Source organism: Tabrizicola sp. BL-A-41-H6, assembly GCF_050632395.1.
Classification (GTDB): Bacteria; Pseudomonadota; Alphaproteobacteria; order Rhodobacterales; family Rhodobacteraceae; genus JAUYQR01.
The window spans coordinates 2,823,895-2,849,850 of the sequence record NZ_CP192600.1 but is presented as its reverse complement, the minus strand read 5'-3'; the positions used below and the strand labels follow the sequence as shown (position 1 = coordinate 2,849,850).

Below are 25,956 nucleotides of genomic sequence, written 5' to 3'. Positions count from 1 at the left end.
ATGGCTGAGATTCCAAGGCAGGCGCGGGCAGTGGTCATCGGGGGCGGGGTGTCGGGCTGTTCGGTGGCCTATCATCTGGCCAAGATGGGCTGGACCGATGTGGTGCTGCTGGAACGCAAGCAACTGACCTCCGGCACAACCTGGCACGCCGCCGGGTTGATCGGCCAGTTGCGCGGGTCTGCCAATATGACACGGCTGGCCAAGTATTCCGCTGACCTTTACGTCAAGCTTGCCGCCGAGACAGGGGTTGAGACGGGGATGCGGCAAGTGGGCAGCATCTCGGTCGCGCTGACCGAGGCGCGGCACGAGGAGTTGCTGCGCCAAGCCACCGTCGCGCGGATCTTCGACGTTGAGGTGCACGAGATCTCGCCCGTTGAGGCCAAGGCGAAGTATCCGCACCTTAACATCGACGGCGTGGTGGGCGCGGTGGCCTTGCCGCTTGATGGCCAATGCGATCCTGCGAACATCGCGATGGCGCTGGCCAAGGGGGCGCGGATGCGCGGCGCGCAGATCGTCGAGCATACCAAGGTGACGGCCGTGACCAAGGCTGCGGGCCGTGTCACCGGCGTCGATTACATCGGTGCTGACGGGGAGCCGGGCCATATCGCTACCGACGTCGTCGTCAACTGCGGCGGCATGTGGGGCCGCGACCTTGCCGAAGCCTCGGGCGTCACGCTGCCGCTGCATGCCTGCGAGCACTTCTATCTCGTCACGGAACCCGTTGAGGGGCTTGGGCATTTGCCCGTCCTGCGGGTGCCCGACGAATGCGCCTATTACAAATCCGATGCTGGCAAGATGATGGTCGGCGCGTTCGAACCCAAGGCCAAGCCCTGGGGCATGACGGGCTGGGGCCAGTCGGGCATCCGCGATGATTTCATGTTCGACACGCTGCCCGAGGATTGGGACCACTTCCAGCCGATCCTCGAACACGCGATGAATCGCTTGCCGCTGTTTCAGACCGCCGGCATCCACACCTTCTTCAACGGCCCGGAAAGCTTTACACCCGACGACCGCTACTATCTGGGCGAGGCGCCGGAACTGGGCGGATATTGGGTTGCTGCGGGCTACAACTCGGTCGGCATCGCTGGGTCGGGCGGGGCGGGAATGGCGCTGGCGCATTGGATCACCGAAGGTGAGGCGCCCTTCGACCTGTGGGAGGTCGACATCCGCCGCGCCCAGCCGTTCCAGCGCAACCGCAGCTATTTGAAGGAACGGGTGTCGGAAACGCTTGGCCTCCTCTATGCCGATCACTTCCCGTACCGTCAGGTCGTGACTTCGCGCGGGGTGCGCCGCTCGCCGATCCACGATCACCTGAAAGCGCGCGGCGCGGTCTTTGGCGAGGTTGCGGGCTGGGAACGCGCCAACTGGTTTGCCAACGAAGGGCAGGAGAGGGAGTACCGCTATTCCTGGAAGCGGCAGAACTGGTTCGACAATCAGCGCGCCGAACACATGGCGGTGCGGGAAGGTGTCGGCTTCTTCGACATGACGTCGTTCGGCAAGATCCGGGTCGAGGGACGCGATGCCTGCCGCTTCCTGAACCGCGTCGCCTCGGCCGAGATGGATGTGGCCACGGGCCGCATCGTTTACACCATGCTCCTCAATGATCGAGGGGGGATAGAGGCCGATCTTACCGTGACCCGCCTTTCCGAGACCGCCTACCTGCTGGTCGTCCCCGGCGCCACCTTGCAGCGCAATCTCGCGTGGCTCCGCGCCCATCTGGCTGATGATTTTGCCGTGATCACTGACATGACGGCAGCCGAATCCGTGCTCTGCGTCATGGGGCCGAAATCGCGCGACCTGATGCAGCGCCTGAGCCCGGCGGACTTCAGCAACGCCGCCCATCCCTTTGGCACTGCGCGTGAAATCGAGGCGGGCATGGGTCTCGCCCGTGCGCATCGAGTGACTTACGTGGGTGAACTTGGCTGGGAGCTTTACGTCTCCGCCGATCAGACCGCGCATGTCTTCGAGGCGATCGAGGCAGCGGGTGCCGATCTTGGCCTGAAGCTGTGCGGCCTCCATACCCTCGACAGTTGCCGGATTGAAAAGGCTTACCGCCATTGGGGTCACGACATTACCGACGAAGACCATGTGCTTGACGCGGGCCTAGGCTTTACCGCCAGCCGCAAGAAGCCCGGCTACATCGGTCGCGATGCAGTGCTGCGGAGGGAAGACGAAGGCCTGCCGCGCAAGCTCGTCCAGTTCCGCCTGACGGACCCCGAGCCGCTGCTTTTCCACAACGAAGCCCTCGTCCGCGACGGCCAGATCATCGGCCCGGTCACGTCCGGCAATTACGGCCACTTCCTTGGCGGTGCCATTGGCATGGGCTACGTCCCCTGCAGGGGCCAGACCGACGCCGACATCCTTGGGTCCACCTACGAGATAGAGGTGGCGGGCCAGCGCCACAAGGCCATCGCCAGCCTCGCCCCGATGCACGACCCGAAATCCGAAAGGGTGCGCGCATGACACTGGCCGCGCGGCATCAGGGGTTCCATGACCTTCACCAGACGGGATGTTTCGTCATCCCGCACCCATGGGATCGTGGCTCCGCCCGCATGATGGCAGCAGTTGGTGTACAGGCATTGGCCACCAGTTCTGCCGCCCAGGCCTTCACCCTCGGCCGCCCCGACTTTGGCGGTGTCATCGTCGCGGAACTCGCGGCCATGGGTGTCCGCCGCATCTCCACCGGCAGCCAGATCGCGCGCCTGACCCATGCCGCGATTCGCGACAGCGTGGGCGCCATGCTGGGGCAGGGCAGCTTTGCCCTCCTCTCCGCCACCGCATCCGGCGCGGAAATCGACGACCTTTTGACCTTCGGGAGTAACGCACAATGACCGACCTTGGCGAAATCTGCGAACCTTCCCGCGCCCGTCGCCCCGGTGGCCGCTCTGCCCGCGTTGCGATGCGCGCGGCGCCCTTGGCCGACGACGTGCGCCCCGTCCGCCCCGGCATGCCCGGCGGCCGTTACAAACCGCTGACCGACGAAGGTGTGCAGCAGATACACGCCGCCGCTCTCGATGCCCTGGAACAGATCGGCCTCTCCCAAGCCCCGCCCTCGGGGGTGGAGATCATGACCAAGGCCGGCGCCATCCAGGGCGACGACGGCCGCTTGCGCTTTCCCCGCGCGCTGGTCGAAGACATGCTGGCCGTGGCTGCGCGCAACATCACGCTGCACGCCCGCGACCCGCGCTACGACCTGCACCTGTCCGGCACCAACGTGCATTACGGCACGGCGGGCGCTGCGGTGCACATCGTTGACCCGGTCACGCTGGAGTATCGCGATTCCACCGCGCAGGACCTTTATGACGCCGCCCGCCTCGTCGACAACCTTGACAACATCCACTTCTACCAGCGCACGATGGTCTGCCGCGACGTGGTCGACAACCGCGAGATGGACCTCAACACCCTCTACGGCAGCCTCTCCGGCACTGTGAAGCACGTCGGCACCTCGTTCTCTGACCCCGCCCACGTCGCCGATTGCTTCGACCTCATCCACATGGTCGCGGGCGGCGAGGAAAAGTGGCTGGAACGCCCGTTTGTCAGCAATTCCAATTGCTTCGTCGTCCCCCCGATGAAATTCGCCGAGGAATCCTGCATCACGATGGAGGATTGCATCCGTCGTGGGATGCCGATGCTCCTCCTTTCCGCCGGGCAGGCTGGGGCCACCGCACCTGCCCCCATCGCGCTGACCATCGTGCAGGCAGTGGCGGAATGCCTCGCCGGTGTCGTCTACGCAAACTCCATCAAGAAGGGCGCGCCTTGCATCTTCGGCACTTGGCCCTTCGTCAGTGACCTGCGCACGGGTGCGATGTCCGGCGGCAGCGCCGAACAGGCGCTCCTGACAGCCGGTTGCGCCCAGATGCACCACTTCTACGACCTGCCAGGTGGCGCCGCCTCGGGCATCAGCGACAGCAAACTGCCCGACATGCAGGCCGGGTGGGAGCAGGGCATCACCAACGCACTTGCCGGCCTCGCCGGTCTGAACATGTGTTACGAGGCGGTCGGGATGCACGCTTCGCTCCTCGGCTTCTGCCTTGAATCGCTGGTCCTCGGCGACGACCTCCTCGGCCAGACCATGCGCCTTGTTCGCGGGATAGACGTCACACCGGACAGCACCTCGCTCGACGCAATGAAAGAGGTGTGCCTTGGCGGCCCTGGCCACTACCTCGGCTCCGACCAGACACTGAAGTTGATGCAGACCGAATACATCTATCCCAAGGTCGGCAACCGCATGTCGCCAAAGGAATGGAACGAGGCCGGCAAACCGCTGCTCCTTGACACCGCGATCGCCCGCAAGAATGCTATCCTCGCCAAGGCGGGCAGCCGGATCGATCCTGAGATCGACGCCGCGATCCGCGCGAAATACAACATCTACTTCAAGTGAGGTCTCAATGATCCCCGCCAACATGCTGAAATTCTACATCAATGGGCAATGGGTCGACCCCATTTCGAAAGCGCGGATGGGCGTCGAAAATCCCGCCACCGAAGAAATCGTCTGCGAAGTTGCGATGGGCAACGAGGCCGACGCCGACCGCGCCATCCTGGCCGCCCGCGCCGCGTTCGATGGTTGGACCTACCGCCCCGTGGCCGAGCGCATCGCTGTCGTGAAGCGCGTGCTGGAGGTTTACAACGACCGCTACGAAGACTTCGCCCAAGTCATGTCCACCGAAATGGGCGCCCCGATCACCTGGGCGCGCGGTGCACAGGCCTGGGCCGGTCAAGTCCACATGGAGGCCACCATCAAGGCCGCCGAGGAAATGGTCTGGGAATACAACCGCGGCACCACGCGCATCATCTACGAAGGCATCGGCGTCTGTTCGCTGATCACGCCGTGGAACTGGCCGATGAACCAGATCGCCTGCAAGGTCGCGCCCGCGCTGATCGCCGGCTGCACCATGGTGCTGAAACCGTCCGAAATCGCCCCCCTGTCCGGCACCCTGTTCGCGCAGGTCTGCCATGACGCGGGCGTGCCCCCCGGCGTCTTCAACCTCGTCCACGGTGCCGGCCCCGAGGTTGGCGCGCGGATGTCCGAACACCCCGAGGTCGACATGGTGTCCTTCACCGGCTCCACCCGGGCCGGCACCCAGATCGCCGCCACCGCCGCCCCCACCGCCAAGCGCGTGGCGCAGGAAATGGGCGGCAAATCCCCCAACATCATCCTGCCCACCGCCAACATCGCCGAGGCTGTCGCCGCCGGCGTCACCGCCGTCATGTCCAACACCGGCCAGTCCTGCGACGCGCCGACCCGGATGCTGGTGCCCCGCGCGCGCCACGCCGAGGCGCTCGCAGTGGCGAAAGAGGCCGCCGAGGCGATCAAGGTCGGCGATCCGCGCGACGTCTCCACCGTCATGGGGCCGCTTGTCTCGAAACTCCAGTTCGACAAGGTCCAGCGCCTGATCCAGGCCGGCATCGACGAAGGCGCCACCCTTGTCACCGGCGGCGTCGGCCGCCCGGCTGACCTCAACCGCGGCTGGTTCGTGCGCCCCACCGTCTTTGGCGACGTGGTCAACACCATGACCATCTCGAAAGAGGAAATCTTCGGCCCGGTCCTCGCGATCCAGCCCTACGACAGCATCGCCGACGCCATCGCCCAGGCCAATGACACGATCTACGGCCTTGCCGCCTACATCGCCGGCCCGGTGGAGGATGCAATTCCCGTCGCCCGCCGCCTGCGCGCGGGCACCGTGAACCTCAACTACCCCGACTGGGACACCTCCGCCCCGTTCGGCGGCTACAAGCAGTCCGGCAACGGCCGCGAATACGCCGATTGGGGCATCCACGACTTCTGCGAAGTGAAAGGCATCGTCGGCTACGGCGAATGAAACCAACGGCGGCGGCGTGCAGCCGCTGCCCCATACAGCTGATCCATAAAGACGGACAGGGACATCATGCACTACGGTTACATCGGCCTCGGCAACCTTGGGGCCGCCTGCGCTGGCTGCCTTCTGAAAGCGGGCTTTCAGGTCACGGTCTATGACCTGAACCCCGCCCTTGCCGATCCGCTGATCGCCCATGGCGCGACCCTTGCGACCAGCGCCGAGGCGCTCGCCGGGCAGGTCGATCACGTCATCACCTGCTTGCCGTCGCCCGCCGTGTCTGAACGCGTGTTGCGCAATATCCTGCCCCACATGAAGCCGGGTACGAACTGGCTGGAGATGTCCACTTTGGGCCGTGACGAGGTGCTGAAACTGGCCGCCGTCGCCAGCGAAGGTGGGGTGCGGATGATGGAACTTCCGGTAACGGGCGGCGTGCATCTGGCCTATCAAGGCAAGATCACCATGCTGGCAGGTGGCGACCGCGACCTTTTCGATCTGCACCACGGCGCGATGCAGGCGATGGGCGACCGGATCTTCCATATGGGGCCGCTCGGGTCGTCGTCGATCATCAAGGTTATCACCAACATGCTGGCCTTCATCCACCTGAAGGCCACGTCCGAGGCGTTGATGCTGGCCAAGCGCGGTGGGCTTGACCTTGCGCAGGCATGGCACGCGATTCAGGCCTCGTCCGGCAATTCGTTCGTCCACGAGACCGAAGGCGCGCTGATCTTGAATGGTTCCTACGACATCGCCTTCAACATCGATCTTGCGCTGAAAGACCTGAGCTTCGCGCTTGGGTTCGGCAAGGAGTTCGGCGTGCCGCTGGACCTCGCCTCGATGACGAACCAGACCTACATCGCGGCCAAGGCGGCCTATGGCGGCGAGGCGCAATCGCCGATGATCGCGAAGCTTCTGGAAGACCTTCTTGGCACCGATCTGCGCGCCCCCGGCTTTCCGGCGCGGCTTGAGTGAGTGTCCCACGGTGGGACATCGCTTCACCCTAGCAGAATCAATGCCTTATCCAAATGAGTTTACGCCTCGTTAAGACTTGAAGCGCTGCGCGGGACAGGGGACAGTGGCCCTCACGAGGATCAGTGGAGGCACCAGCATGACCAAGTCCGTTCAAGCGCGTGTGGCGCGGATGCTGCATCACCGCAAGGCCGCGCTGGAGCAGGGCGATCCGGTGGTGCCGCCGATCACGGCCTCGGCGACGTTTCACCTGCCTCATGTGCAGGCCGGTGGTCAGATCTACGGACGCAACGGCAACCCAAGCTGGGATGCGGTCGAAGCCCAGCTTGCGCTGCTCGAAGAGGCCGAGGTCGTCTCGTTCCCGTCGGGCATGGCCGCCATTGCCGCCGCGCTTTTTGCCACCCTACGGTCGGGTGACCGGCTGGTCATACCATCGGACGGCTATTACGTGACGCGGGTGCTGTCCGACGGCTTTCTCAGGACCCTTGGCGTCGAGGTCACCCAGATAGCGACCAGCGCCTACGCGACCGCGGATTTCACCGGGGCCGCGGTGGTCTACCTTGAGACGCCCTCGAACCCCGGGCTGGAGGTCGTGGATATCGCCGGGGTCGCCTCGCGCGCGCGGGCGGCGGGGGCCCGGGTCATCGCCGACAACACGACGATGACACCGCTTTTGCAGCAGCCGCTGGACCTTGGCTGCGACCTTGTGGTGGCTTCGGACACCAAGGCCCCGGCGGGCCATTCAGACGTGCTCTTTGGCCATGTCGCGGGGCGTGATCCGGCCATGATCGGGCGTGTGCGGGACTGGCGGCGCATGGCGGGGGCAATCCCCGGCCCGTTCGAGGCCTTTCTGGTGCATCGCGGGCTGGAGACACTGGAGCTGCGGCTTGAGCGGATGTGCGCCTCGGCAGCGGTGATCGCGGGTCGGCTTTCGGCGCATCAGTCGGTCAGGCGGCTGCGTTATCCGGGCTTGGCGGGTGATGCGTCGCACTGGGCGGTGGGCGGCCAGATGGCGAACGGCGGGTTCCTGATCGGGTTCGAATTGGCCGATGCTGCGGCGGCAGAGGGGTTTCTTGCCCGCTGCCCGCTGATCGAGCAATCGACCAGTTTCGGCGGCACACATTCGGCCGGAGAGCGCCGTGCCCGCTGGGGCGACATGGTGCCGGAAGGCTTCATCCGGCTGTCGGTCGGCGTGGAGCCGGTCGAGGTGCTGTGGACCGCGATTGCGGACGCGCTGGCCGACCAGGGGATGCCGGCAACCCTTTAAGACGGAATGGGATTCCGGACGATCAGAGCGCGTCGAGAATTCGCGCGGCCTCGGCCTGTGGATCGGCCAGCTTGCTGCGATCCTCGCCGGGAAAGAACCGTGCCCTGGTGGCGGTCGGGAGCGGCGCAGGGGTTGCGATCATAACGCGCGGCCCGTGTTTCGCGGCCTCTGCCTGCCAACTGCGGGCAAGCCCGATCTGCGCCGCCTTGGTGGCCCCATAGGCGCCAAAGAACGGCTGGCCGGCCCGGGCGTCATCAAGGAAAACCGCCGTTCCGCCGTGGGCGCGCAGCAGGGGTTCGACCATAGGGATGAGCATCCCTGTGGCGCGGACGTTGGTCGCGATCGACTTGTCCCAATCCTTCTGGTCCAGATGCGCTGCCGGCGACAGCGGGGCCGCATGAACGGCGGCATGAACCCAGAGGCCAAGCCCACCCCAGCGGTCAAAGATCGACCGGCAGAGGTGTCGCATCGCATCGTCGTTGGTCGCGTCCATCGGTGCCAGTGTCAGCCCGCCAGCACCCGGCTGGCCTGCGCGTTTCACGCGGTCATCAAGGTCTTCGAGGCCCCCGACTGTCCGCGCGACGGCTACGATATGCCAGCCGCGCAGCGCCAGTTGTTCGGCAAGGGCCGCACCAAGGCCGCGTGAGGCGCCGGTAACGAGCGCAACTTTCTGGGCGATCTTTTCGGTCATGCGTCATTCCTTGCGGGGCTGTCGGAGCCTCCGGCGGGAGTATTTTTGAAACGAGCAAATGGCAAGGGGCGGGGTTACTCCGCCGCTTTCATCTCGAAGCCTTCCTCGATCTTGTCCGAGGGAGCGACCGGGTAATCGCCGGAGAAGCAGGCATCGCAGTATTGGGGGCTGGCCATGTCGCGACCCATCGCTTCGCCTGCGGCTCGGTAGAGGCCGTCAAGCGACACGAACTTGAGGCTGTCGACGCCGATCCAGTCGCGCATTTCGTCTTCCGACATCGTCGCGGCAAGGAGTTTCGAGCGTTCGGGCGTGTCGACGCCGTAAAAGCAGGGCCAGGCGGTGGGGGGCGAGGCGATGCGGAAGTGGACTTCGGCGGCACCGGCCTCAAGGATCATGTCCTTGATCTTGCGGCTGGTGGTGCCGCGCACGACCGAGTCGTCGACCAGAATCACGCGCTTGCCTTTGATCAGCGCGCGGTTGACGTTCAGCTTCAGCCGCACGCCCATGTTGCGGATGCTGTCGGTCGGTTCGATGAACGTCCGGCCCATGTACTGGTTGCGGATGATGCCCATCGCGTAGGGGATGCCGGATTGCTGGCTGTAGCCGATGGCGGCGGGGGTGCCGCTGTCGGGCACCGGACAGACGAGGTCGGCATCGACCGGTGCTTCGATCGCCAGTTCGACGCCGATCTGGCGGCGGGTTTCATAGACCGACCGACCGCCGATGATGCTGTCGGGGCGACTGAAATAGACGTTCTCGAAGATGCAGAAGCGCGATTTCGCGGGGGCGAAGGGGCGGGTCGATTCGACCTTGTTGCCCTCGATCACGACCATCTCGCCCGGCTCGATTTCGCGCACGAAATCGGCGCCGATGATGTCAAGCGCGCAGGTTTCCGACGACAGCGCCCAGCCGTGGTCGCCGAGGCGACCGAGGACGAGCGGGCGGACGCCCAAGGGGTCACGCACGCCGATCAGTTTGGTGCGGGTCATCGCGACGACGGAGAACGCGCCTTCGACGCGGCGCAGCGCGTCCTTGATGCGTTCGGCGAGGGTTTTCTGGATCGACCGCGCCATCAGGTGGATGATGCATTCGCTATCGGAGGAGGACTGGAAGATCGAGCCGCGCTCGATAAGTTCGCGCCGCAGGGCGGAGGCGTTGGTCAGGTTGCCGTTGTGGGCGATGGCGCAGCCGCCCATCGAAAACTCGCCAAAGAAGGGCTGCACGTCGCGGATTGCGGTGGACCCCTTAGATCCGGCGGTGGAATAGCGGACATGTCCGATGGCGAGGCTGCCGGGCAGCGTGTCCATCACGTCTGGCTTGGTAAAATTGTCGCGCACATAGCCGAAGCGTCGGGCCGAGTTGAAGCCTTGGTCTGGGTGGTAGCTGACGATGCCGCCCGCCTCCTGGCCCCGGTGCTGCAAGGCGTGCAAGCCTAGTGCCACGAAGTTCGAGGCATCGGAAACACCGACCACGCCGAAGATGCCGCACTCTTCCTTCAGCTTGTCGTCATCGAAGGGGTGCGAGCGGAACGGTTGCATGGGAAGCGACTCCTTGCACAAGGCGTGCCTTCCTTTAGGGCACCGCCGCGCCACTGTCACGCCCGTAATGCCGCGTCGCGGCGTCTCAGTTGGCCGGGGCCGGCGCAGGCTCGGGCGCCGCTTCGGTGCCGTCGGCGAGACATACATCGGTCAATTCGTTATAGCGGGCAGCGATCCAGCCGGGCGCATCGGTCGGGATGTTTTCGTCGATGTTTGCCTGGAAGTTGGCGAAAACCTTGGCGGTGCGGCTGTTGTCGATCATCGGGATCGCCTGATCCGACAGGACGCGGTCGTAAACGACGAAGGCAACCGCGATCAGCAACACGCCGCGCAGCGCGCCGAACAGGAAACCGAGCGCCTGGTCGATGCCGCCAAGCGCCGAGCGTTGCACGGCCGAGGAAAAGAGCGGCGTAAAGAGTGCTGCCACGATCAGGCCGATGGCGAATACCCCTGCAAAGGCCGCAACGACAGAAAGCTCGCAACTGCCAGAAAGAAATTCGCCCACCACGGGCAATTCCTTGACCAGGGGCTGTGCCGACGGCGCGAAGATGAAGGCCAGGATCGCGGCACCCACCCAACCGAGGATCGCCATCAATTCGCGGACCAGCCCGCGCGAGAAGGCCAGGATCGCCGAGATCACCACGATCAGCGCCGCCCCGCCATCGACTGCGGTCAAGTTTTCCATGTGTCAGTCCCCGATCCGTCTTTTCATGCCTGTCTCAGCCCGCTCCGAACATTTCGCCGACAAAGGCGGTGAGATCGGGCATCTGGCGCACCGTGATCCCGCCGGCCCCTTCCAGCTTGGAATGGCTTGGCACCGTCGCGTGTGAAAAACCAAGTTTCGAGGCTTCTTTCAACCTGTTTTCGGTCTGCCCCACCGGACGCAGCGCGCCGGAGAGGCTGATTTCCCCGAAAAGCACCATGTCTGGCGGAATTGCCACATCTTCGCGCGCCGACAGAAGCGCCCCCGCGACCGCAAGGTCCGCCGCCGGTTCGCTGACCCGCAGGCCCCCGGCGACGTTCAGGAAAACATCAAGGCCGGTGAAGGGGATGCCGCAGCGCGCCTCGAGTACGGCCAGGATCGTCGACAGCCGCCCCGAATCGAGGCCGACAACGGTGCGGCGTGGCGTGCCAAGGGTGGAGGGGGCCACAAGGGCCTGGATTTCCGTTAGCACGGGTCTAGTACCTTCGATCCCGGCAAAGACCGCCGATCCCGGCGCGGGCTGGTCGCGGTTCGACAGGAAGAGGGCGGAGGGGTTCGCCACTTCGGCAAGCCCCGCGCCCGTCATCTCGAACACCCCGATCTCGTCCGAAGGGCCGAAACGGTTCTTTACCGCGCGCAGGATGCGGAACTGGTGGCCACGCTCGCCTTCAAAGTAAAGCACGGTGTCGACCATGTGTTCCACAACCCGGGGGCCGGCGATTTGGCCGTCCTTGGTGACGTGGCCGACAAGGATCACCGCGACGCCACGGCGTTTGGCGAAGGTGACAAGCTCATGCGCAGTGGCGCGCACCTGACTGACCGAACCGGGTGCAGCCTCGACCTGATCAAGCCACATGGTCTGGATCGAATCGATGATCGCAAGGGCAGGGCGTTCGGCATCAAGCGTGGTCAGGATGTCGCGCAGGTTGGTTTCCGCGCCAAGGATCACCGGCGCATCCTGCAGGCCCAGCCGTGCGGCCCGCATGCGGACCTGGGCCGCCGCCTCTTCGCCGGAAATATACATGCATTTCAGACCGGTGCGGGCGAAACTTGCAGCGGCTTGCAAGAGGAGCGTCGATTTCCCGATGCCGGGATCGCCGCCCACGAGGATGGCCGAGGCCGGCACCAGCCCGCCACCAAGCACCCGGTCCAGTTCGCCAATGCCGGAGGAGGCGCGCTGCGGCGGGTCTTCCTCGGTGGCAAGGTCGGTCAGCACGATGGTGCGGCCCTTTGCGCCCATCGACTTTGGACCGGTGGACAGCGGCGTTTCCTCGACGATGGTGTTCCAACCGCCGCAGGCATCGCATTTGCCGGCCCATTTGCGATAGGGCGCGCCACAGGTGGTGCAAACGAAGGCAGCGGTCTGTTTCATCGCCGGTGACCCTGCCTTGAAAGCTGGGCAGCATCAAGGCGCGGTTTCACGTCCGCCGCTTTGCCAGGCGATGAGGACCGAGGCGAGGATGCAGCCGGTAAAGAGGTAGAGCCCCCATGCCGGCTCGACGGTGACCATGCCGACGCCCTTCACCAGCACGATGTAGATCGCGATCAGGAACACATCCGCCATCGCCAGCTTTCCCAAGAGATTGAGCGCTGGCAGGGCCCGGGGCGAGAGCAGGCCGAAGTGCAGGAGTGCAAGGCCGATGGTCTTGGCGTAGGGCGCGAAGATCGCGAGGAAGGTCACCAGAAGCGCCAGCGCGGCGTCGGTTTCCCAAAGGCTCTGCAATCCGGTGACGACGGAAATCTCGTCCATGCCAAAGACCGGAAGAAGTGCCGCGCGCATCAGGGGCGCGAACCAGGCGACGGGAAACAGCACGAGGAGGGCGAGGTTCAGATAGCGCATGGCCGGTCCCTTCGTCTGCTGCGGGACCGGAGGGTTTCACACCCTCCGGACCTCCCGTGGGATATTTCTGGAAGGGGAAACCAAGAGCGTCACCTGACGCTGGCAATCGGGCCGTCTGCCCGTCCGTGGATGAACTGCTGGACATAAGGGTCTGGCGTGGCGTCCATTTCGCTGACCGGGCCCGTCCATTGGATGACCCCGGCGTGCAACATCGCGACCCGGTCGGCAATGGCGCGGACTGATGTCATGTCGTGGGTGATGGTCATTGCGGTCGCGCCCATTTCCACCACGATCTCGCGGATCAGTTCGTTTATGACGCCGGCCATGATCGGATCAAGCCCGGTGGTCGGTTCGTCGAAGAAGATGATCTCGGGTTCGGCGGCGATGGCGCGGGCGAGGCCGACGCGTTTCTGCATGCCACCCGAAAGCTCGGCTGGGAAGAGGTCGGCCACCTCGGGTTTCAGCCCGACGCGGCGCAGCTTGCCGATGGCGATTTCGCGCGCCTCGGCCTTGGGCAGCGCTTTCGTGCCGCGCAGCAATCGGAAGGCGACGTTTTCCCACACGCGGAGCGAATCGAAAAGCGCGCCGCCCTGAAACAGCATCCCGAACCGCGCAAGGAACGCGTCCCGGTCGGCCTTGGTCACGTCCTGTCCGTCAAGCGTGATCTGGCCGCCATCCGGGCGCACAAGGCCAAGGATGCACTTCAAGAGGACCGACTTTCCGGTGCCTGATCCGCCGATGATGACCATGCTTTGCCCCGACGGGATCGTCAGGTCGATCCCGGCCAGAACCCGGTTTATGCCAAAGCTTTTCCTGACGCCGGAGAGGGTGATCATGTCGTGAAGAACACTTCGGTCAGCAGGTAGTTCGCGGCAAGGATCAGGACCGAGGCCGAAACCACGGCAGCTTTGGTCGCCGCACCCACACCTTGCGCACCACGAGCCGAGTTCATGCCGTGATAGCAGCCCATCAGTGCCACGATGAAGCCGAAGACGGCACCCTTCACCAGGCCCGAGCCCACGTCCCACGGTTCCAGAAAATCGGCGGTGTTCTTGAGGTAGGTGGCGGAGTTGAAGTCGAGACGCGTTATCCCCACCAGCCAGCCGCCCATGATGCCGATCGCGTCGCCCACCGCGACCAGGACCGGCATGGCCAGGGTCGCCGCAAGGACGCGGGGGACAGCCAGATATTTCAATGGGTTGGTTGATAGCGTGACAAGCGCGTCGATCTGTTCGGTTACCTTCATGGTGCCGATTTCGGCGGCGATGGAGGACGCGACCCGTGCGGCCACCATGAGGCCGCCCAGAACCGGGCCAAGCTCGCGTGCCATGCCGATCGCCACGATGGAGGGCACCACGCTTTCCGCGTTGAACCGCGATCCGCCAGCGTAGATCTGCAGGGCCAGCGCGCCGCCGGTGAAGATCGCGGTCAGGCCGACCACTGGCAGCGAGAACCAGCCGATCTGCAGGACCGACTGGCCGAATTCGCGCAGGTAGAAGGGCGGGCGCAGGATGTGCCCGACGATGGCACCGGCAAAGAGCGTTACCCGCCCGACTGCGGCAAGGGCCGCGAGAACCGGGCGGCCGATGGCAGCGAAGGGCGCGGCCAGCAGTGTGGCCAGGTTCATGCGGGCCGCTCCTGATAGCGGCGCAGGTAGCGCGGGCCAAGCGAGGTCAGGATCTCGTAGCCGATGGTTCCTGCGGCGTCGGCCAGATCGTCGACCGTCTGGTGAGCGCAGAGGATGTCGAGCGACTTCGGCACTTCGGCGAGATGCGTCACGTCGACGGTGATCAGGTCCATCGACACGCGGCCAACCAGCGGGCAGGGGATATCGCCGTCCCACAGCATCGCGGCGTTAGACAGCGTGCGCGGCAGCCCGTCGGCATAGCCGCCCGCGACGGTCGCAATGACGGCGGGGGTATCGGCCGTCCAGGTGCAGCCGTAGCCGACGCTTTCGCCGGGAGCCACCTCGCGGGTCTGGATCACCGGCAGGCCGAGGCTTACTGCCCGAACCGAGGTATCGAAGGGCAGGCCGCCATAAAGGCCGATTCCCGGGCGGGTCAGGTCAAAGTGATATTTCGGCCCCAGCAGAATGCCGCCCGTCGCCGCCAGCGAGCGCGGGATGCCGGTGCCATCGGTCATTTCGTGAAACGCCTCAAGCTGTGTGGCGTTCAGCGGGTGGTCGGGTTCGTCGGCACAGGCAAGGTGGCTCATCAAGAGCGCCGGCCCCGCGTCGATCAGGATCGAGGCGACGGCCTGCCACTCCAGCATCTCGACGCCCAAACGGTTCATGCCGGTGTCAAGCTGCACGCCGAACGGATGGCCTGGAAGCGATTCCAGGTGGCGGGTGATCTGTTCGAGGCTGTTCAGCATCGGCGTCAGGTCAAGATCGTTGATCATCTCGGTATCGCCCGACATGTGGCCTGACAGCACGGAAATCTGCGGTCCGGGACCAAGCGCCTGACGCACCGCCGCGCCTTCCTCGGCGTATGCCACGAAGAACCGCCGCGCACCGGCCTGCGCCAAGGCGCGCGCCACGCGGGTGACGCCCAATCCGTAGGCATCGGCCTTGACCACGGCTGCGGTCTGCACCTCTGGCCCGGACAGCCGGTCGAGCGCGCGCCAGTTGGCCGCGACGGCATCAAGGTCGATGGTGAGTGTCGCGGTTGCCATGCGCGCTGTTTCGACCGGACCCGGGCTTGGGTCAAGGAAAAACATGGGGCTGCGGGGCAGGGGTTGCATCCGGCCGCCGAAGTCCTGACGATATGATGGCCGTTTGATTGGCCGAAGAGGGATACCACATGGCGCATGACCACAGTGACGAAGCTGTGTCGGAAGGCGAAGCCGATGTGCCCCTGACGGTGCTGACCTGGGCCGGGTTGGGCATTGCCACGCTTGATGCGACCGTGCAGCCGCTGCCGCTGGGTCTGGTGGCCGGGGCGCTGGTCGTGGCCTATCTGGCGGGAGGCGTGCCCCCGCTGCGGTCGGCGTTGAGCGATCTTTGGCAGCGGCGCACCTTGAACATCGACCTTTTGATGGTGGTTGCGGCGTTGGCTGCGGCCAGCGTCGGTGCGGCGCTGGAAGGCGCGGTGCTGCTTGCGCTGTTTTCCGTTTCGGGCACGCTGGAACATCGCGCGATGGGCAAGGCCCGCCGCGCGGTCGAGGCGCTGATGCAGCTTCGCCCCGAAACCGCGCTGAAGTTTGAGGACGGCGCGGTCCGCGAGGTGCAGGTGGCCGAACTTGTCCCGGGTGATCTGGTGATCTTGCGCCCAGGCGCGCGGGTGCCGGTCGACGGGCGGATCGTCGAGGGCACGGGGCATCTGGACGAAAGCACGATCACGGGCGAATCCGAGCCTCGGCTGAAGGCGCTGGGGGCCTCGGTGCACGAAGCCACCGTCAACCTTGACGGCATCCTGACGGTCGAGGTGACGCGGGGGCTGGCCGAAAGCACCGTTGCCCAGATGATCCGCCTTGTGACCGAGGCGCAGGCGATGAAAGCCCCGTCGGAGCGGTTTTCCGACTGGTTTGGGCAGCGCTACACAATCGCCGTGCTTGCCGGTGCCGTGCTGGCCTTCGCTGTCCTTGTTGGTCTTGGCTGGACGCTGGACGAGGCGCTTTACCGCGCCGCGACGCTGCTGGTGGCAGCCAGCCCCTGCGCTGTGGTGATCTCGGTTCCCGCGGCGATCCTGTCGGCGCTGTCCGCCTCTGCCCGGGGTGGGGTTCTGTTCAAGGGCGGCGCCGCACTGGAGCGTCTGGCCGATGTGAAGACCTTTGCCTTCGACAAGACTGGAACGCTGACCACCGGGCAGGCCGAAGTGACCGGTATCCTTGCTCTGCAAGGGGACGAGGACGGTTTTCTTGCCCTTGTCGCCGGGCTGGAGGCGCAGTCCGAACACCCCATCGCCGGCGCCCTCCGCCGTGCCGCCGAGGCGCGGGGCGTCATTCCGATCGCGGTCCGCGATGTCACCTCAAATCCCAGCGAAGGGATCAGCGGGGTTGATTCCCTCGGCCCGATCTGGGCTGGCAACGCGCGCATGCGGGAACGGATGGGGGCGACCCTGCCGCCCGATCTGCAAGCCATGGCCGACGGGTCCGAAACGCTGATCTTCGCCGGGCGCGGCGACCGGCTTTTGGGCGCGGTCACCGTTGCCGATGACCTGCGGCCGACCGCCCGCGAGGGGCTGGCGGCGCTCAAGGCAGGGGGGGTCGCGCGAATCCTGATGATGACCGGCGACCGCGCGCCCGTGGCCGCCCGAATCGGCGCAGCCCTTGGGCTGAAGGACAGCGAGATCGAGTCTGGCCTGCTTCCCGCCGACAAGGTCACGCTGGTTGACGCGGCGGCGAAACGTGGTGCCGTGGCGTTCGTAGGCGACGGGGTGAACGATGCCGCCGCCCTGGCGCGGGCCGATGTCGGCGTGGCGATGGGGGTGGCGGGCAGCGAAGTGGCGCTGCAGGCGGCGGATGTGGCGCTGATGGCCGATGACCTTGGCCGCCTTGCCGCCGCGCATGCGCTTGCGCGCCGCACCCGCGCGATTATCCGCCAGAACCTGACATTTGCGATCGGCGCGATGCTGGTGCTGGTGACCGGGGGGCTGTTTTTCAACCTGCCGCTGCCGCTTGCCGTCATCGGCCACGAAGGCGGCACGCTGCTGGTGGTGCTGAACGGCCTGCGATTGCTGGCCGATCCGATCCGCCGTCCGGCCTGACCTGCCGTCTAGCGCCCCAGCGCCCGGTCCAGATGCACGTAGCCGCCGTCTACCAACAGCCATTGCCCGGTGGTATGGCCGGCCTTGGGCGACAAGAGGAATACCGTGGTTGCCGCGATTTCCGCCGCTTCGGTCATGCGCTGGCCTAGGGGAATGCGCGCGGTAATGGTGGCAAGGGCCGCGTCGGGGTCGGGCAGGGTCTGCAGCCAGCGCGCATACATCGGCGTCATTACCTCGGCCGGGATCACCGCGTTCACCCGCACGCCGTGGGGTGCCAGCGCCGCCGCCCATTCCCGCGTCAGCCCCAGTTGGGCTGCCTTCGCCGCGACATAGGCCGAGGTCGAGCCCTGACCCGTCAGCGCAGTTTTGGACGAGATGTTGACGATGGCGCCGCGCGCGGCCTTCAGATCGTCGAGGCACAGGTGGGCGAGCGTGTAGTAATGCAAGAGGTTCTGGTCCAATGAGGCGCGAAATGCCTCGGGCCCTGCCTCGAGCCCCACGCCATCGTTGGTGCCGGCATTGTTGACCAAGGCGTCAATCCGCCCGTAGCGGCGCCGCACTTCGGCCACTGCCGTGCGGCAGCCTTCGTCCTGTGCAAGGTCGGCGATCACCACGCTGGCCTGTGGCTGGCGCGTGGTGAGGGCGGCCAAGAAGCCTGCCTCCGGCTCGCGGCGCGCGACGATCACCGGGATCGCGCCTTCTGCCGCCAGTTCCTCGGAAATCGCGCCGCCAATTCCGGCACCGCCACCCGTGACGATCACCACCTTGTCCGTCAGTCCCAGATCCATGCCTAACTCTCCCGCATTTGGCGGTCACACTGCACCAGTGTGCGGCACTGCGAAAGGGGACCCGCCCTCGGGGGTGTCGAACCCCCGAGGGCGGCAATGCCGTGAGTTGGCACCCCAGCGTGGCTGGGGCTGCAGATGTGGGATGCCTCCGGCGGGAGTATTTTGAAAAGAGCAATGGCTGGTCGGATGCCGTGTGGTCAGAACCCGACGTCGGGGCCGCCCGACCCTTGCCACGGTTTTGCGAGGTTGCCAAAGCGGGTGAAGCGGCCTTCGAAGCTGAGTTCCACGGTTCCGATCGGCCCGTGGCGCTGCTTGCCAATGATGACCTCGGCCTTGCCATGCACCGATTCCATGATCGTCTGCCACTGCGCCATCTTTTCCAGCTCGTGGTCGCCCGGCTTTTCCCGCTCGCGGTAGTATTCGTCACGGTAGACGAACATCACTACGTCGGCGTCCTGTTCGATCGACCCGGATTCGCGCAGGTCGCTGAGTTGCGGCCGCTTGTCCTCGCGGCTTTCCACCGCCCGGCTAAGCTGCGAGAGCGCAATCACCGGGATGTTCAATTCCTTTGCGATGGCCTTCAGGCCTTGCGTGATCTCGGAGACTTCCTGTACCCGGTTCTCCTTGGACGTGCCCTTCAGAAGCTGCAGGTAGTCGATGATCAGCACGTCAAGGCCATGCGTCCGCTTCAGGCGCCGCGCCCGCGCCGCGACCTGGCTGATCGGCAGGGCAGGGGTGTCGTCGATATAGAGCGGGCAGGCCTCCAGCGCCTTCGCCGCTTCGACGAAGCGGCGGAATTCCTGTTCGGTCATGTCGCCGCGGCGGATCTGTTCGGACGGCACTTCGGATGCTTCTGACAGGATACGCGCGGCCAACTGTTCGGCGCTCATTTCAAGCGAGAAGAAGCCGACGACGCCGCCTTCGACTGAGCCTTCGCCGCCATCCGGCATCCGACCGCGCTTGTGCGCCTTGGCGATGTTGAAGGCGATGTTGGTGGCAAGCGAGGTCTTGCCCATCGACGGACGACCGGCAAGGATCAGAAGGTCGGAGGGGTGCAGCCCCCCCAGCTTGCGGTCCATGTCGATCAGGCCGGTCGAGATGCCGGCGAGGCCGCCCTCGCGCTGGTAGGCCGCGTTGGCTACATTCACTGCGTCCGTTACGGCCTTGAGAAAGCTTTGAAATCCGCGTTCGGCAACGCCTTGCTCGCCCAGTTTGTATAGCCGCTGCTCGGCTTCGATGATCTGGTCCTTGGGCTCGCTGTCGACTGCGACCTTGGCCGCCTGCGCCGCGATGTCGCGGCCCAGCTGGATCAGTTCGCGCCGCACGGCGAGGTCGTAGATCATCTGCGCATAGTCGCGCGCCGCGTAGGCCGAGATCGCCGCCCCCGCGAGGCGCACCAGATAGGCCGGGCCACCAAGGTCCTTCAGGCCTGCGTCTTCTTCAAGAAACGCCTTCAGGGTTACCGGCGAGGCCAGCGCGTTCTTCAGGATGCGTGCCGCCGCGATTTCGTAGATGCGCTGGTGCACCGGATCGAAGAAATGCTCGGCCTTCACCACCGAGGAAATCCGGTCGTAGACGTCGTTGTTGACGAGGATCGCGCCCAGAAGCTGCTGTTCAGCCTCGATGTTATGCGGAAGAACCTCGGTTTCCGCGCCAGCACTGGTTGTTGCGGGGACGATTTGCCTGACAGCTGCCAAGTCGGCCATATGCTTCCACTCCCTCAATCCCGAGCGTCTCTTGCGCCCTTAACGATAAGCCGGCAACACCTGATAGATCGGTGCATGGACCGGGTATAAGTCTGAGGATAACCGCCGAGGCCCGAGTCGGCCACCATCTTTAGGGTCGGACACGCGGAACGGCACCGCCTGTTGACGCCCGAATCCTGTTATCCACAAAGGCTGCACAGGGCTGCGCACAGAGAAGCCCCGGTGTCAGGCGGGCTTCCGCGCATCCTGCCAGGCGCGCGGTGCAGACAGGAAAGTCTCGACCTCGGCCAGCGTCGCGGCATCGAAACTGCCCTGCGCGCGGGCTTCGGCCAGCACGTCCCACCAGGTGCACAGGTGGTGCAAGGCGACGCCATGATCAGCCAGACGCTGGGTCGTTTCGGGAAAGATCCCGTAATAAAAGATCACCGCGGTATGGGCGCAGGTAGCCCCGGTTTCGCGGATCGCATCAACGAAGGACAGTTTCGAGCCGCCATCGGTGGTCAGATCTTCCACCAGAAGGACCCGCTGCCCCTCGCTCATCGCGCCTTCGATGCGGGCGTTGCGGCCGTAGCCTTTCGGTTTCTTGCGCACATAGGTCATCGGCAGCGCCATACGTTCGGCCACCAGTGCCGCAAAGGGAATTCCGGCTGTCTCGCCCCCGGCGATGTTGTCGAACGCCTCAAAGCCCGCATCACGCATCACCGTGACCACCATGAAATCCATCAGCATGGACCGGATGCGCGGATAGGAAATCAGCTTGCGGCAATCGATGTAGGTGGGTGAGGGCAGCCCCGAGGCCAGCGTGAACGGGGTTTCGGCGTTGAAGTGCACGGCCTTGATTTCCAACAGCGCGCGCGCGGTCAGGCGGGCGATCTCGGCGGCGGGGGGAAAGCTTGAAGGGATCATCGGCAGGCTCGCAATCAGGGCTCGACGTGCCAGTGCACGGGGAAACCGGGGTTGAAGACGGTCACAGGCCCCGCCTCGGACAGGATCTTTTCGGGGAAGGCGTTGGCTGTGGCACGCTTTGACAGGGTCATCCGCGCCTCGTTTGCGGGTAGGCGGTAGAAGGCCGGGCCGTTCAGGCTGGCGAAGGCTTCCAGCCGGTCCAGCGCGCCCTCCTCCTCGAACACATGCGCAAGGATCGGCATGGTGTTCGTCGCGGTGAAGCAGCCGGCGCAGCCGCAGGCATGTTCCTTCAGCGCGTCCACATGCGGGGCGCTGTCGGTGCCAAGGAAAAATCGCCCCTCGCCCGAAACCGCAGCCGCGCGCAGCGCCAGCCGATGCTTTTCGCGCTTGGCGACCGGCAGGCAATAGTAATGCGGCCGTATCCCCCCGGCGAGGATGTGGTTGCGGTTGATGATCAGGTGGTGCGTCGTGATCGTGGCACCCAGCGTGTTACCGCCAGCCCGCGCATAGGCCACGCCTTCTTCGGTGGTGATATGCTCCATCACCACGCGCAGGCCCGGCAGTCGGCGGCGCAGCGGGTCAAGCACCGTGTCGATGAACACGGCTTCGCGGTCGAAGATGTCTACCGACGGGTCCGTCACCTCGCCGTGCAGGCAAAGCGGCAGGCCGATTTCGGCCATCTTTTCCAGCACGGGTATCACGCGGCCCAGATCGCGCACTCCGGCGTGGGAATTGGTCGTGGCGCCCGCCGGGTAGAGTTTGACCGCCCGAACCAGCCCCGATGCAGCCGCAGCGGCCACATCGGCAGCCACCGTCGCCTCGGTCAGATACAGCGTCATCAACGGTTCGAATGTCGCACCCGGCGGCAGGGCCGCCAGAATACGGTCGCGGTAGGCGCGCGCATCGTTACCAGTCACAACCGGCGGCACGAGGTTTGGCATGATGATCGCCCGCGCAAAATGCCGGGCGGATTCCGGCAGCACGGCCTTCAGCATCGCGCCGTCGCGCAGGTGCAGGTGCCAATCGTCGGGGCGGCGGAGGGTCACGGTATGCATGTGCCTTCGGGTAGCGCAAAGCCGCCCCCGTTTCCAGTGGCATCGCGGGGCAGGCTGGTGCAGCATGCCCGAAACCCAAGACCGGAGCCTGGAATGACCCGCCTTGCCGCCCTGTTCATCGTTCTCGCTGCACCCGTCGCGGGACAAGAGGTCGACTGCACTGCCGCCATCACGCAGATGGAAATGAACTATTGCGCCGAACAGGACTGGTCCAAGGCCGATACCGGGTTGAATCAGGCATACCAGATGGCGATGGCCGATCTGAAGCAGGCCTTGGCCGAGCGGCCCGAAGACCTGACGAAGGAAACTACCCTGTTGCGCGATGCCCAGCGCGCCTGGATCGCGTTTCGGGATGCCAACTGTGCCGTGGCGGGCTACCCGATGCGGGGTGGGTCTGCCGAACCCTTGTTGATCTATGCATGCCTGCGCGGCATGACCCTGGCGCGCACCGAAGACCTCAACCGCTGACCCGAGTTCTGATCACCCGCCCGTCAGTTCCGCCAGCCTGCGCTGGAACCGGGGCGCGCGCAACCGCGAGGTGACCGACCGGCAGATCATCACCTCGCGCTGCGGATGGCCGCTGCGTTCGGCTGCATACAGGATCGCGCGCAGGTAGCTGGCGTTCGACCGCCGACCGCGCCACATCCGCGCAAAGCCGTAGGGTGTGAGCTTGCCGTCCATCACGGCGGCCAGCAACCGGTCAAGCACCTGCATCTCGACCAGCGTATCTTCGGTCGCTTCGCCGGTGTGCGGCGCGTTCAGCACCGTCACATAAGGCCGCCGGAACAGGGCCGCATGCATCGCGTCGCGCGGGTTATACGGGTCGTGGATCAGCCAGACCTTGCTTGCGCCTTCGGTCATGTCCGGGGCAAATCCGTAGCGGTCAGTAAAGTTCAGCCGCCGTGCCGAAAGGTGCCGGTCGTCCCAGCGCGCAAGCGAGGTGTCCATCGTGGCCCGCGGCGCGATCAGCAACAGTTCCGCGCCCGGCGAGGCCACCGAATAGGCTGCCGCCGCATAGCCCGAAATGCCCGCCCCGTAGAACACGACGCGCTCGAAATCTTCGAGGAACCCGTCGTCCACCAACCGGTCGAAATAGCGGTAGACCGCCGGGTCGCGCCACCAGGTCTCGCCCTCGGATATGATGCACAGATGCGACCAGCCGCGCGACTGTGCCAGCGCCTGATGCGCGGGAAGATTGCCTTCACGCTCGCGGATCGCAGACGCGACCTCGAACGTGACCAGAAGCACCGGCTTTTGCTCTACAAAGAAAGCCCAGTGCCGGTCACCTAAAGGCAGTAGATCGCCATCCTCTTCGGTCAGCCGCGTCATGGCGCGCAACCAGTCTGGCGTCGCTTCCGCAGTGAGGCCATCCCAATCGGACATGGTATAAAGAACTTCCAAAGAAAAAATTAGCTTCTGGAACCAATTTCCTTTGTCGAAGCGCTTCAAACAAGTCGGGAAAGCGTAAACGGAGCCGTCACTTGGCAAACAACCAAGGGCCATTGTTTCGTGCAGTCGCAGCGTCTCGCGCGGAGGTAGAGTTATTCATCCGCAGGTGGTATTTGCCGGATTGCGTGCCGCCAGACCAGCCGCGCCTCCTCGGCGCTGATCGCCCGTGTCGGGGGTGTCATCAGCATTCGGCCGAACAGACTGCGCCATGATTCTTCGCCCATCAGCGTCAGAAAACGCGCTTTTCGCCACGCCACCGCCGCCGTGTGCAGAGGGCCCAGAACCGGGTCCGCCAGCAGCGCCTGACGGTCGGCGCGGCTGTCCAGAGCCAGCACCGAACCGTCCTCCACGTCGCAGAAATTGCGCTCCACCCAGTAGTCCATGTTCAGCCCGGTCACGCCGGGAAAGACGCTGCCCCGGTCGCATTTCACCACGAAGCCTTCCATCGTCCCCAGCGCGTAATGGTTCAGCTGCACCAGACGGAAATTGTCGCGCCCGAGGTCCGAGAATATCCGCTCGCGGTGAAAGAGCGCGGGCAACCGTCGCCCCGATCCGTCATACCACCGCTGATCGGGCAGGCGCGCAGGGTCAGGGTTGCGTGGCCGGTGAACGCCAAGCCGGCCATAGCTGCCATCATTGCGGTAAAGCGTCTTGAACAGCGCCGCCCGCCACGGCCAGTGCAGCACCGCAGGTGCGGCCTTGGTGAAGGTCTGGGTGACAGGATGATCCTCATACCCTACCACCCCGGCGTTGCCGAAAAAGCGCCAGGTCAGCGTGATTGCGGTGGCGTCGGGCAGGGCGGCCAGCAGGTCGCCGACCGTCCGCCCGCCGACATGGATGTTCACGAATTCATCAATGTCAAAATACAAGACCCAGTCCGCGCCCCGCACCAGAGGATGCCGGTCGGCCAGCTTCAACGCAGCCCATTGCGGCCCTTCCTTGTGCGGCCCGTCATTCCTGACATGGGTCAGCCAGCCCATCGCCTCCAGCCGGTCCAGCATCGCGTCGGTGCCATCGGTGCAATCGTTTGAAAACACCAGAAAATCGGTAAACCCGCAGGCCCGGTGATGCGCCAGCCACTCCAGCAGGAACGACGCCTCGTTCCTGACCGTCAGCACGGCCGTCACCCGCATTGCCGCGCCCGTTTCATCTGTCCCAAAATATCCCCGCCGGAGGCTCCGACGCCCCAACCCATGCGCCGATCACGGGTTAGCACGACCGGCGCCAGCGGGCCAAATCAGAAAAACGCCTGCAGTCCGGTGATTGCGCGGCCCAGGATCAACGCGTGCACGTCATGCGTGCCTTCATAGGTGTTGACCGTTTCCAGGTTCACCATGTGGCGCATCACCTGGAAATCTTCCTGGATGCCGTTGCCTCCGTGCATGTCCCGCGCCCAGCGGGCAGCGTCCAGCGCTTTGCCGCAGTTGTTGCGCTTGACGATGGAAATCATCTCGGGCGCCGCATTCGCCTCATCAAGGAGCCGCCCGACGCGCAAGCTGCCCTGCAGGCCCAGCGAAATCTCGGTCATCATGTTGGCCAGCTTCAACTGAAAGAGCTGCGTCTGCGCCAAGGGCTTGCCGAACTGCTTGCGATCCAGCCCGTATTGCCGGGCCGCATGCATGCAGAACTCCGCCGCCCCCATCACGCCCCAGCTGATGCCATACCGCGCCCGGTTCAGGCAGCCGAACGGCCCTTTCAGCCCTTCGACGAACGGCAAGAGCGCGTCCTCACCCACCGCCACGTCCTTCATCACGATCTCGCCGGTGATCGAGGCGCGCAGCGACAGCTTGCCGCCGACCTTCGGCGCCGAAAGGCCCTTCATACCCTTCTCCAGCACGAAGCCCTTGATCTTGCCGCCATGCGCCTCGGACTTGGCCCAGACCACGAACACATCCGCGATCGGCGCGTTCGAAATCCACATCTTCGCGCCATTCAAAACATAGCCCGTTGCGGTCTTCTTCGCCGTCGTCTTCATTCCCGCCGGGTCAGAACCAGCATCCGGTTCGGTCAGGCCGAAACAGCCGATCCATTCCCCACTGGCCAGTTTCGGTAGAAACTTCACCCGCTGCGCCTCGGTGCCATAGGCGTAGATCGGATACATCACCAGGCTCGACTGCACGCTCATCATGCTGCGATAGCCACTGTCGACCCGCTCCACTTCCCGCGCCACCAGCCCGTAGGCGACATAGCTGGCCCCCAGCCCGCCGTATTCCTCTGGCACCGTCACGCCCAGAAGGCCCATTTCCCCCATCTCGCGGAAGATGCCGGGGTCGGTCGTTTCCTCCCGGTAGGCCGCCACCACGCGCGGCTGCAGCTTTTCCTGCGCATAGGCCCGCGCCCCGTCGCGCAGCATCCGCTCCTCTTCGGTCAGCTGGTCCTCCAGCCGGAAGGGGTCTTCCCAGTCGAATCGCCCCAGATCAGGTGCGTCCTTCGATTTCAACTTCGGTGCGTCCAGCATGGCAATCTCCATCATTCTTCCCGAAAGGATTGCACGAAACGCGCGTCCGTTCTATCGAAACCCTGTC

23 protein-coding genes are annotated in these 25,956 nt (G+C 65.1%); 8 read left to right on the top strand and 15 right to left on the bottom strand.

The window, feature by feature from the left end:
* The 6 genes from ACROUL_RS13920 (at position 1) to ACROUL_RS13895 (ending at position 8,049) form a co-directional block, all read left to right on the top strand.
* The gene (locus ACROUL_RS13920) at positions 1 to 2,463 is read left to right on the top strand and encodes a GcvT family protein (protein ID WP_431300064.1); all 2,463 of its coding nucleotides are present in this window, start codon (positions 1 to 3) and stop codon (positions 2,461 to 2,463) included.
* Positions 2,460 to 2,831: an isocitrate lyase/phosphoenolpyruvate mutase family protein gene (locus tag ACROUL_RS13915; RefSeq protein ID WP_431300063.1), complete on the top strand. Its 372-nt coding sequence runs from the start codon at positions 2,460 to 2,462 to the stop codon at positions 2,829 to 2,831. Before ACROUL_RS13920 ends, ACROUL_RS13915 begins: the two co-directional genes overlap by 4 nt.
* A complete protein-coding gene (locus ACROUL_RS13910; protein WP_431300062.1) occupies positions 2,828 to 4,381 on the top strand; it encodes a trimethylamine methyltransferase family protein in 1,554 nt (517 codons plus the stop codon). The genes ACROUL_RS13915 and ACROUL_RS13910 overlap by 4 nt, the downstream gene beginning before the upstream one ends.
* Before the next feature lie 7 nt (positions 4,382 to 4,388).
* Positions 4,389 to 5,819, top strand: a complete 1,431-nt coding sequence (locus ACROUL_RS13905) for an aldehyde dehydrogenase family protein (RefSeq protein ID WP_431300061.1) — start codon at positions 4,389 to 4,391, stop codon at positions 5,817 to 5,819.
* Between the two features lie 66 nt (positions 5,820 to 5,885).
* Positions 5,886 to 6,785, top strand: coding sequence for an NAD(P)-dependent oxidoreductase (locus tag ACROUL_RS13900; protein WP_431300060.1), 900 nt, complete (start codon positions 5,886 to 5,888; stop codon positions 6,783 to 6,785).
* A 136-nt stretch (positions 6,786 to 6,921) separates the two neighbouring features.
* The gene (locus ACROUL_RS13895; RefSeq protein WP_431300059.1) at positions 6,922 to 8,049 is read left to right on the top strand and encodes a cystathionine gamma-lyase; all 1,128 of its coding nucleotides are present in this window, start codon (positions 6,922 to 6,924) and stop codon (positions 8,047 to 8,049) included.
* A gap of 22 nt (positions 8,050 to 8,071) precedes the next feature.
* On the opposite strand, the gene ACROUL_RS13890 is transcribed toward ACROUL_RS13895, so the two are convergent.
* The 8 genes from ACROUL_RS13890 to alr all read right to left on the bottom strand — a co-directional run bounded on the left by ACROUL_RS13890 (position 8,072) and on the right by alr (position 15,494).
* Positions 8,072 to 8,740 carry an SDR family NAD(P)-dependent oxidoreductase gene (locus ACROUL_RS13890; RefSeq protein ID WP_431300058.1) on the bottom strand — a complete coding sequence of 223 codons (669 nt, stop codon included), beginning with the start codon at positions 8,738 to 8,740 and terminating at the stop codon, positions 8,072 to 8,074.
* 74 nt (positions 8,741 to 8,814) lie between these two features.
* Complete coding sequence (purF, locus tag ACROUL_RS13885; RefSeq protein ID WP_431300057.1) at positions 8,815 to 10,278, bottom strand: amidophosphoribosyltransferase; 1,464 nt, start codon at positions 10,276 to 10,278, stop codon at positions 8,815 to 8,817.
* Between the two features lie 85 nt (positions 10,279 to 10,363).
* Entirely contained in the window at positions 10,364 to 10,963 is a 600-nt protein-coding gene (locus ACROUL_RS13880) for a CvpA family protein (RefSeq protein WP_431300056.1), read from the bottom strand.
* Positions 10,964 to 10,997: 34 nt separating this feature from the next.
* Positions 10,998 to 12,353, bottom strand: coding sequence for a DNA repair protein RadA (gene radA, locus ACROUL_RS13875; protein WP_431300055.1), 1,356 nt, complete (start codon positions 12,351 to 12,353; stop codon positions 10,998 to 11,000).
* Positions 12,354 to 12,386: 33 nt separating this feature from the next.
* Entirely contained in the window at positions 12,387 to 12,821 is a 435-nt protein-coding gene (locus ACROUL_RS13870; protein WP_431300054.1) for a paraquat-inducible protein A, read from the bottom strand.
* 89 nt (positions 12,822 to 12,910) lie between these two features.
* Entirely contained in the window at positions 12,911 to 13,657 is a 747-nt protein-coding gene (locus tag ACROUL_RS13865; RefSeq protein ID WP_431300053.1) for an ABC transporter ATP-binding protein, read from the bottom strand.
* Complete coding sequence (locus tag ACROUL_RS13860) at positions 13,654 to 14,448, bottom strand: MlaE family ABC transporter permease (RefSeq protein WP_431300052.1); 795 nt, start codon at positions 14,446 to 14,448, stop codon at positions 13,654 to 13,656. Before ACROUL_RS13860 ends, ACROUL_RS13865 begins: the two co-directional genes overlap by 4 nt.
* Positions 14,445 to 15,494 carry an alanine racemase gene (alr, locus tag ACROUL_RS13855; protein ID WP_431300051.1) on the bottom strand — a complete coding sequence of 350 codons (1,050 nt, stop codon included), beginning with the start codon at positions 15,492 to 15,494 and terminating at the stop codon, positions 14,445 to 14,447. Before alr ends, ACROUL_RS13860 begins: the two co-directional genes overlap by 4 nt.
* A 128-nt stretch (positions 15,495 to 15,622) precedes the next feature.
* Here alr and ACROUL_RS13850 point away from each other — a divergent pair, with 128 nt between their 5' ends.
* Positions 15,623 to 17,527 (top strand): heavy metal translocating P-type ATPase, encoded by a 1,905-nt coding sequence (locus ACROUL_RS13850; protein ID WP_431300050.1) that lies wholly within the window; start codon positions 15,623 to 15,625, stop codon positions 17,525 to 17,527.
* Positions 17,528 to 17,535: 8 nt separating this feature from the next.
* On the opposite strand, the gene ACROUL_RS13845 is transcribed toward ACROUL_RS13850, so the two are convergent.
* The 4 genes from ACROUL_RS13845 to pyrC all read right to left on the bottom strand — a co-directional run bounded on the left by ACROUL_RS13845 (position 17,536) and on the right by pyrC (position 21,982).
* A complete protein-coding gene (locus ACROUL_RS13845; protein ID WP_431300049.1) occupies positions 17,536 to 18,315 on the bottom strand; it encodes an SDR family oxidoreductase in 780 nt (259 codons plus the stop codon).
* A gap of 197 nt (positions 18,316 to 18,512) precedes the next feature.
* Complete coding sequence (locus tag ACROUL_RS13840; RefSeq protein ID WP_431300048.1) at positions 18,513 to 20,021, bottom strand: replicative DNA helicase; 1,509 nt, start codon at positions 20,019 to 20,021, stop codon at positions 18,513 to 18,515.
* Between the two features lie 225 nt (positions 20,022 to 20,246).
* A complete protein-coding gene (locus tag ACROUL_RS13835; RefSeq protein WP_431300047.1) occupies positions 20,247 to 20,927 on the bottom strand; it encodes an orotate phosphoribosyltransferase in 681 nt (226 codons plus the stop codon).
* Between the two features lie 14 nt (positions 20,928 to 20,941).
* Positions 20,942 to 21,982 carry a dihydroorotase gene (gene pyrC / locus ACROUL_RS13830; RefSeq protein ID WP_431300046.1) on the bottom strand — a complete coding sequence of 347 codons (1,041 nt, stop codon included), beginning with the start codon at positions 21,980 to 21,982 and terminating at the stop codon, positions 20,942 to 20,944.
* 93 nt (positions 21,983 to 22,075) lie between these two features.
* Here pyrC and ACROUL_RS13825 point away from each other — a divergent pair, with 93 nt between their 5' ends.
* Positions 22,076 to 22,450: a lysozyme inhibitor LprI family protein gene (locus ACROUL_RS13825; RefSeq protein WP_431300045.1), complete on the top strand. Its 375-nt coding sequence runs from the start codon at positions 22,076 to 22,078 to the stop codon at positions 22,448 to 22,450.
* Positions 22,451 to 22,462: 12 nt separating this feature from the next.
* Here ACROUL_RS13825 and ACROUL_RS13820 read toward each other — a convergent pair whose 3' ends face one another.
* From ACROUL_RS13820 to ACROUL_RS13810, 3 genes are all read right to left on the bottom strand, one after another.
* Complete coding sequence (locus ACROUL_RS13820) at positions 22,463 to 23,365, bottom strand: phosphoadenosine phosphosulfate reductase (RefSeq protein ID WP_431300044.1); 903 nt, start codon at positions 23,363 to 23,365, stop codon at positions 22,463 to 22,465.
* Between the two features lie 158 nt (positions 23,366 to 23,523).
* Positions 23,524 to 24,564, bottom strand: a complete 1,041-nt coding sequence (locus ACROUL_RS13815) for a glycosyltransferase family 2 protein (RefSeq protein ID WP_431300043.1) — start codon at positions 24,562 to 24,564, stop codon at positions 23,524 to 23,526.
* 104 nt (positions 24,565 to 24,668) lie between these two features.
* Positions 24,669 to 25,889 (bottom strand): acyl-CoA dehydrogenase, encoded by a 1,221-nt coding sequence (locus tag ACROUL_RS13810; RefSeq protein ID WP_431300042.1) that lies wholly within the window; start codon positions 25,887 to 25,889, stop codon positions 24,669 to 24,671.
* Between the last annotated feature and the right edge of the window lie 67 nt (positions 25,890 to 25,956).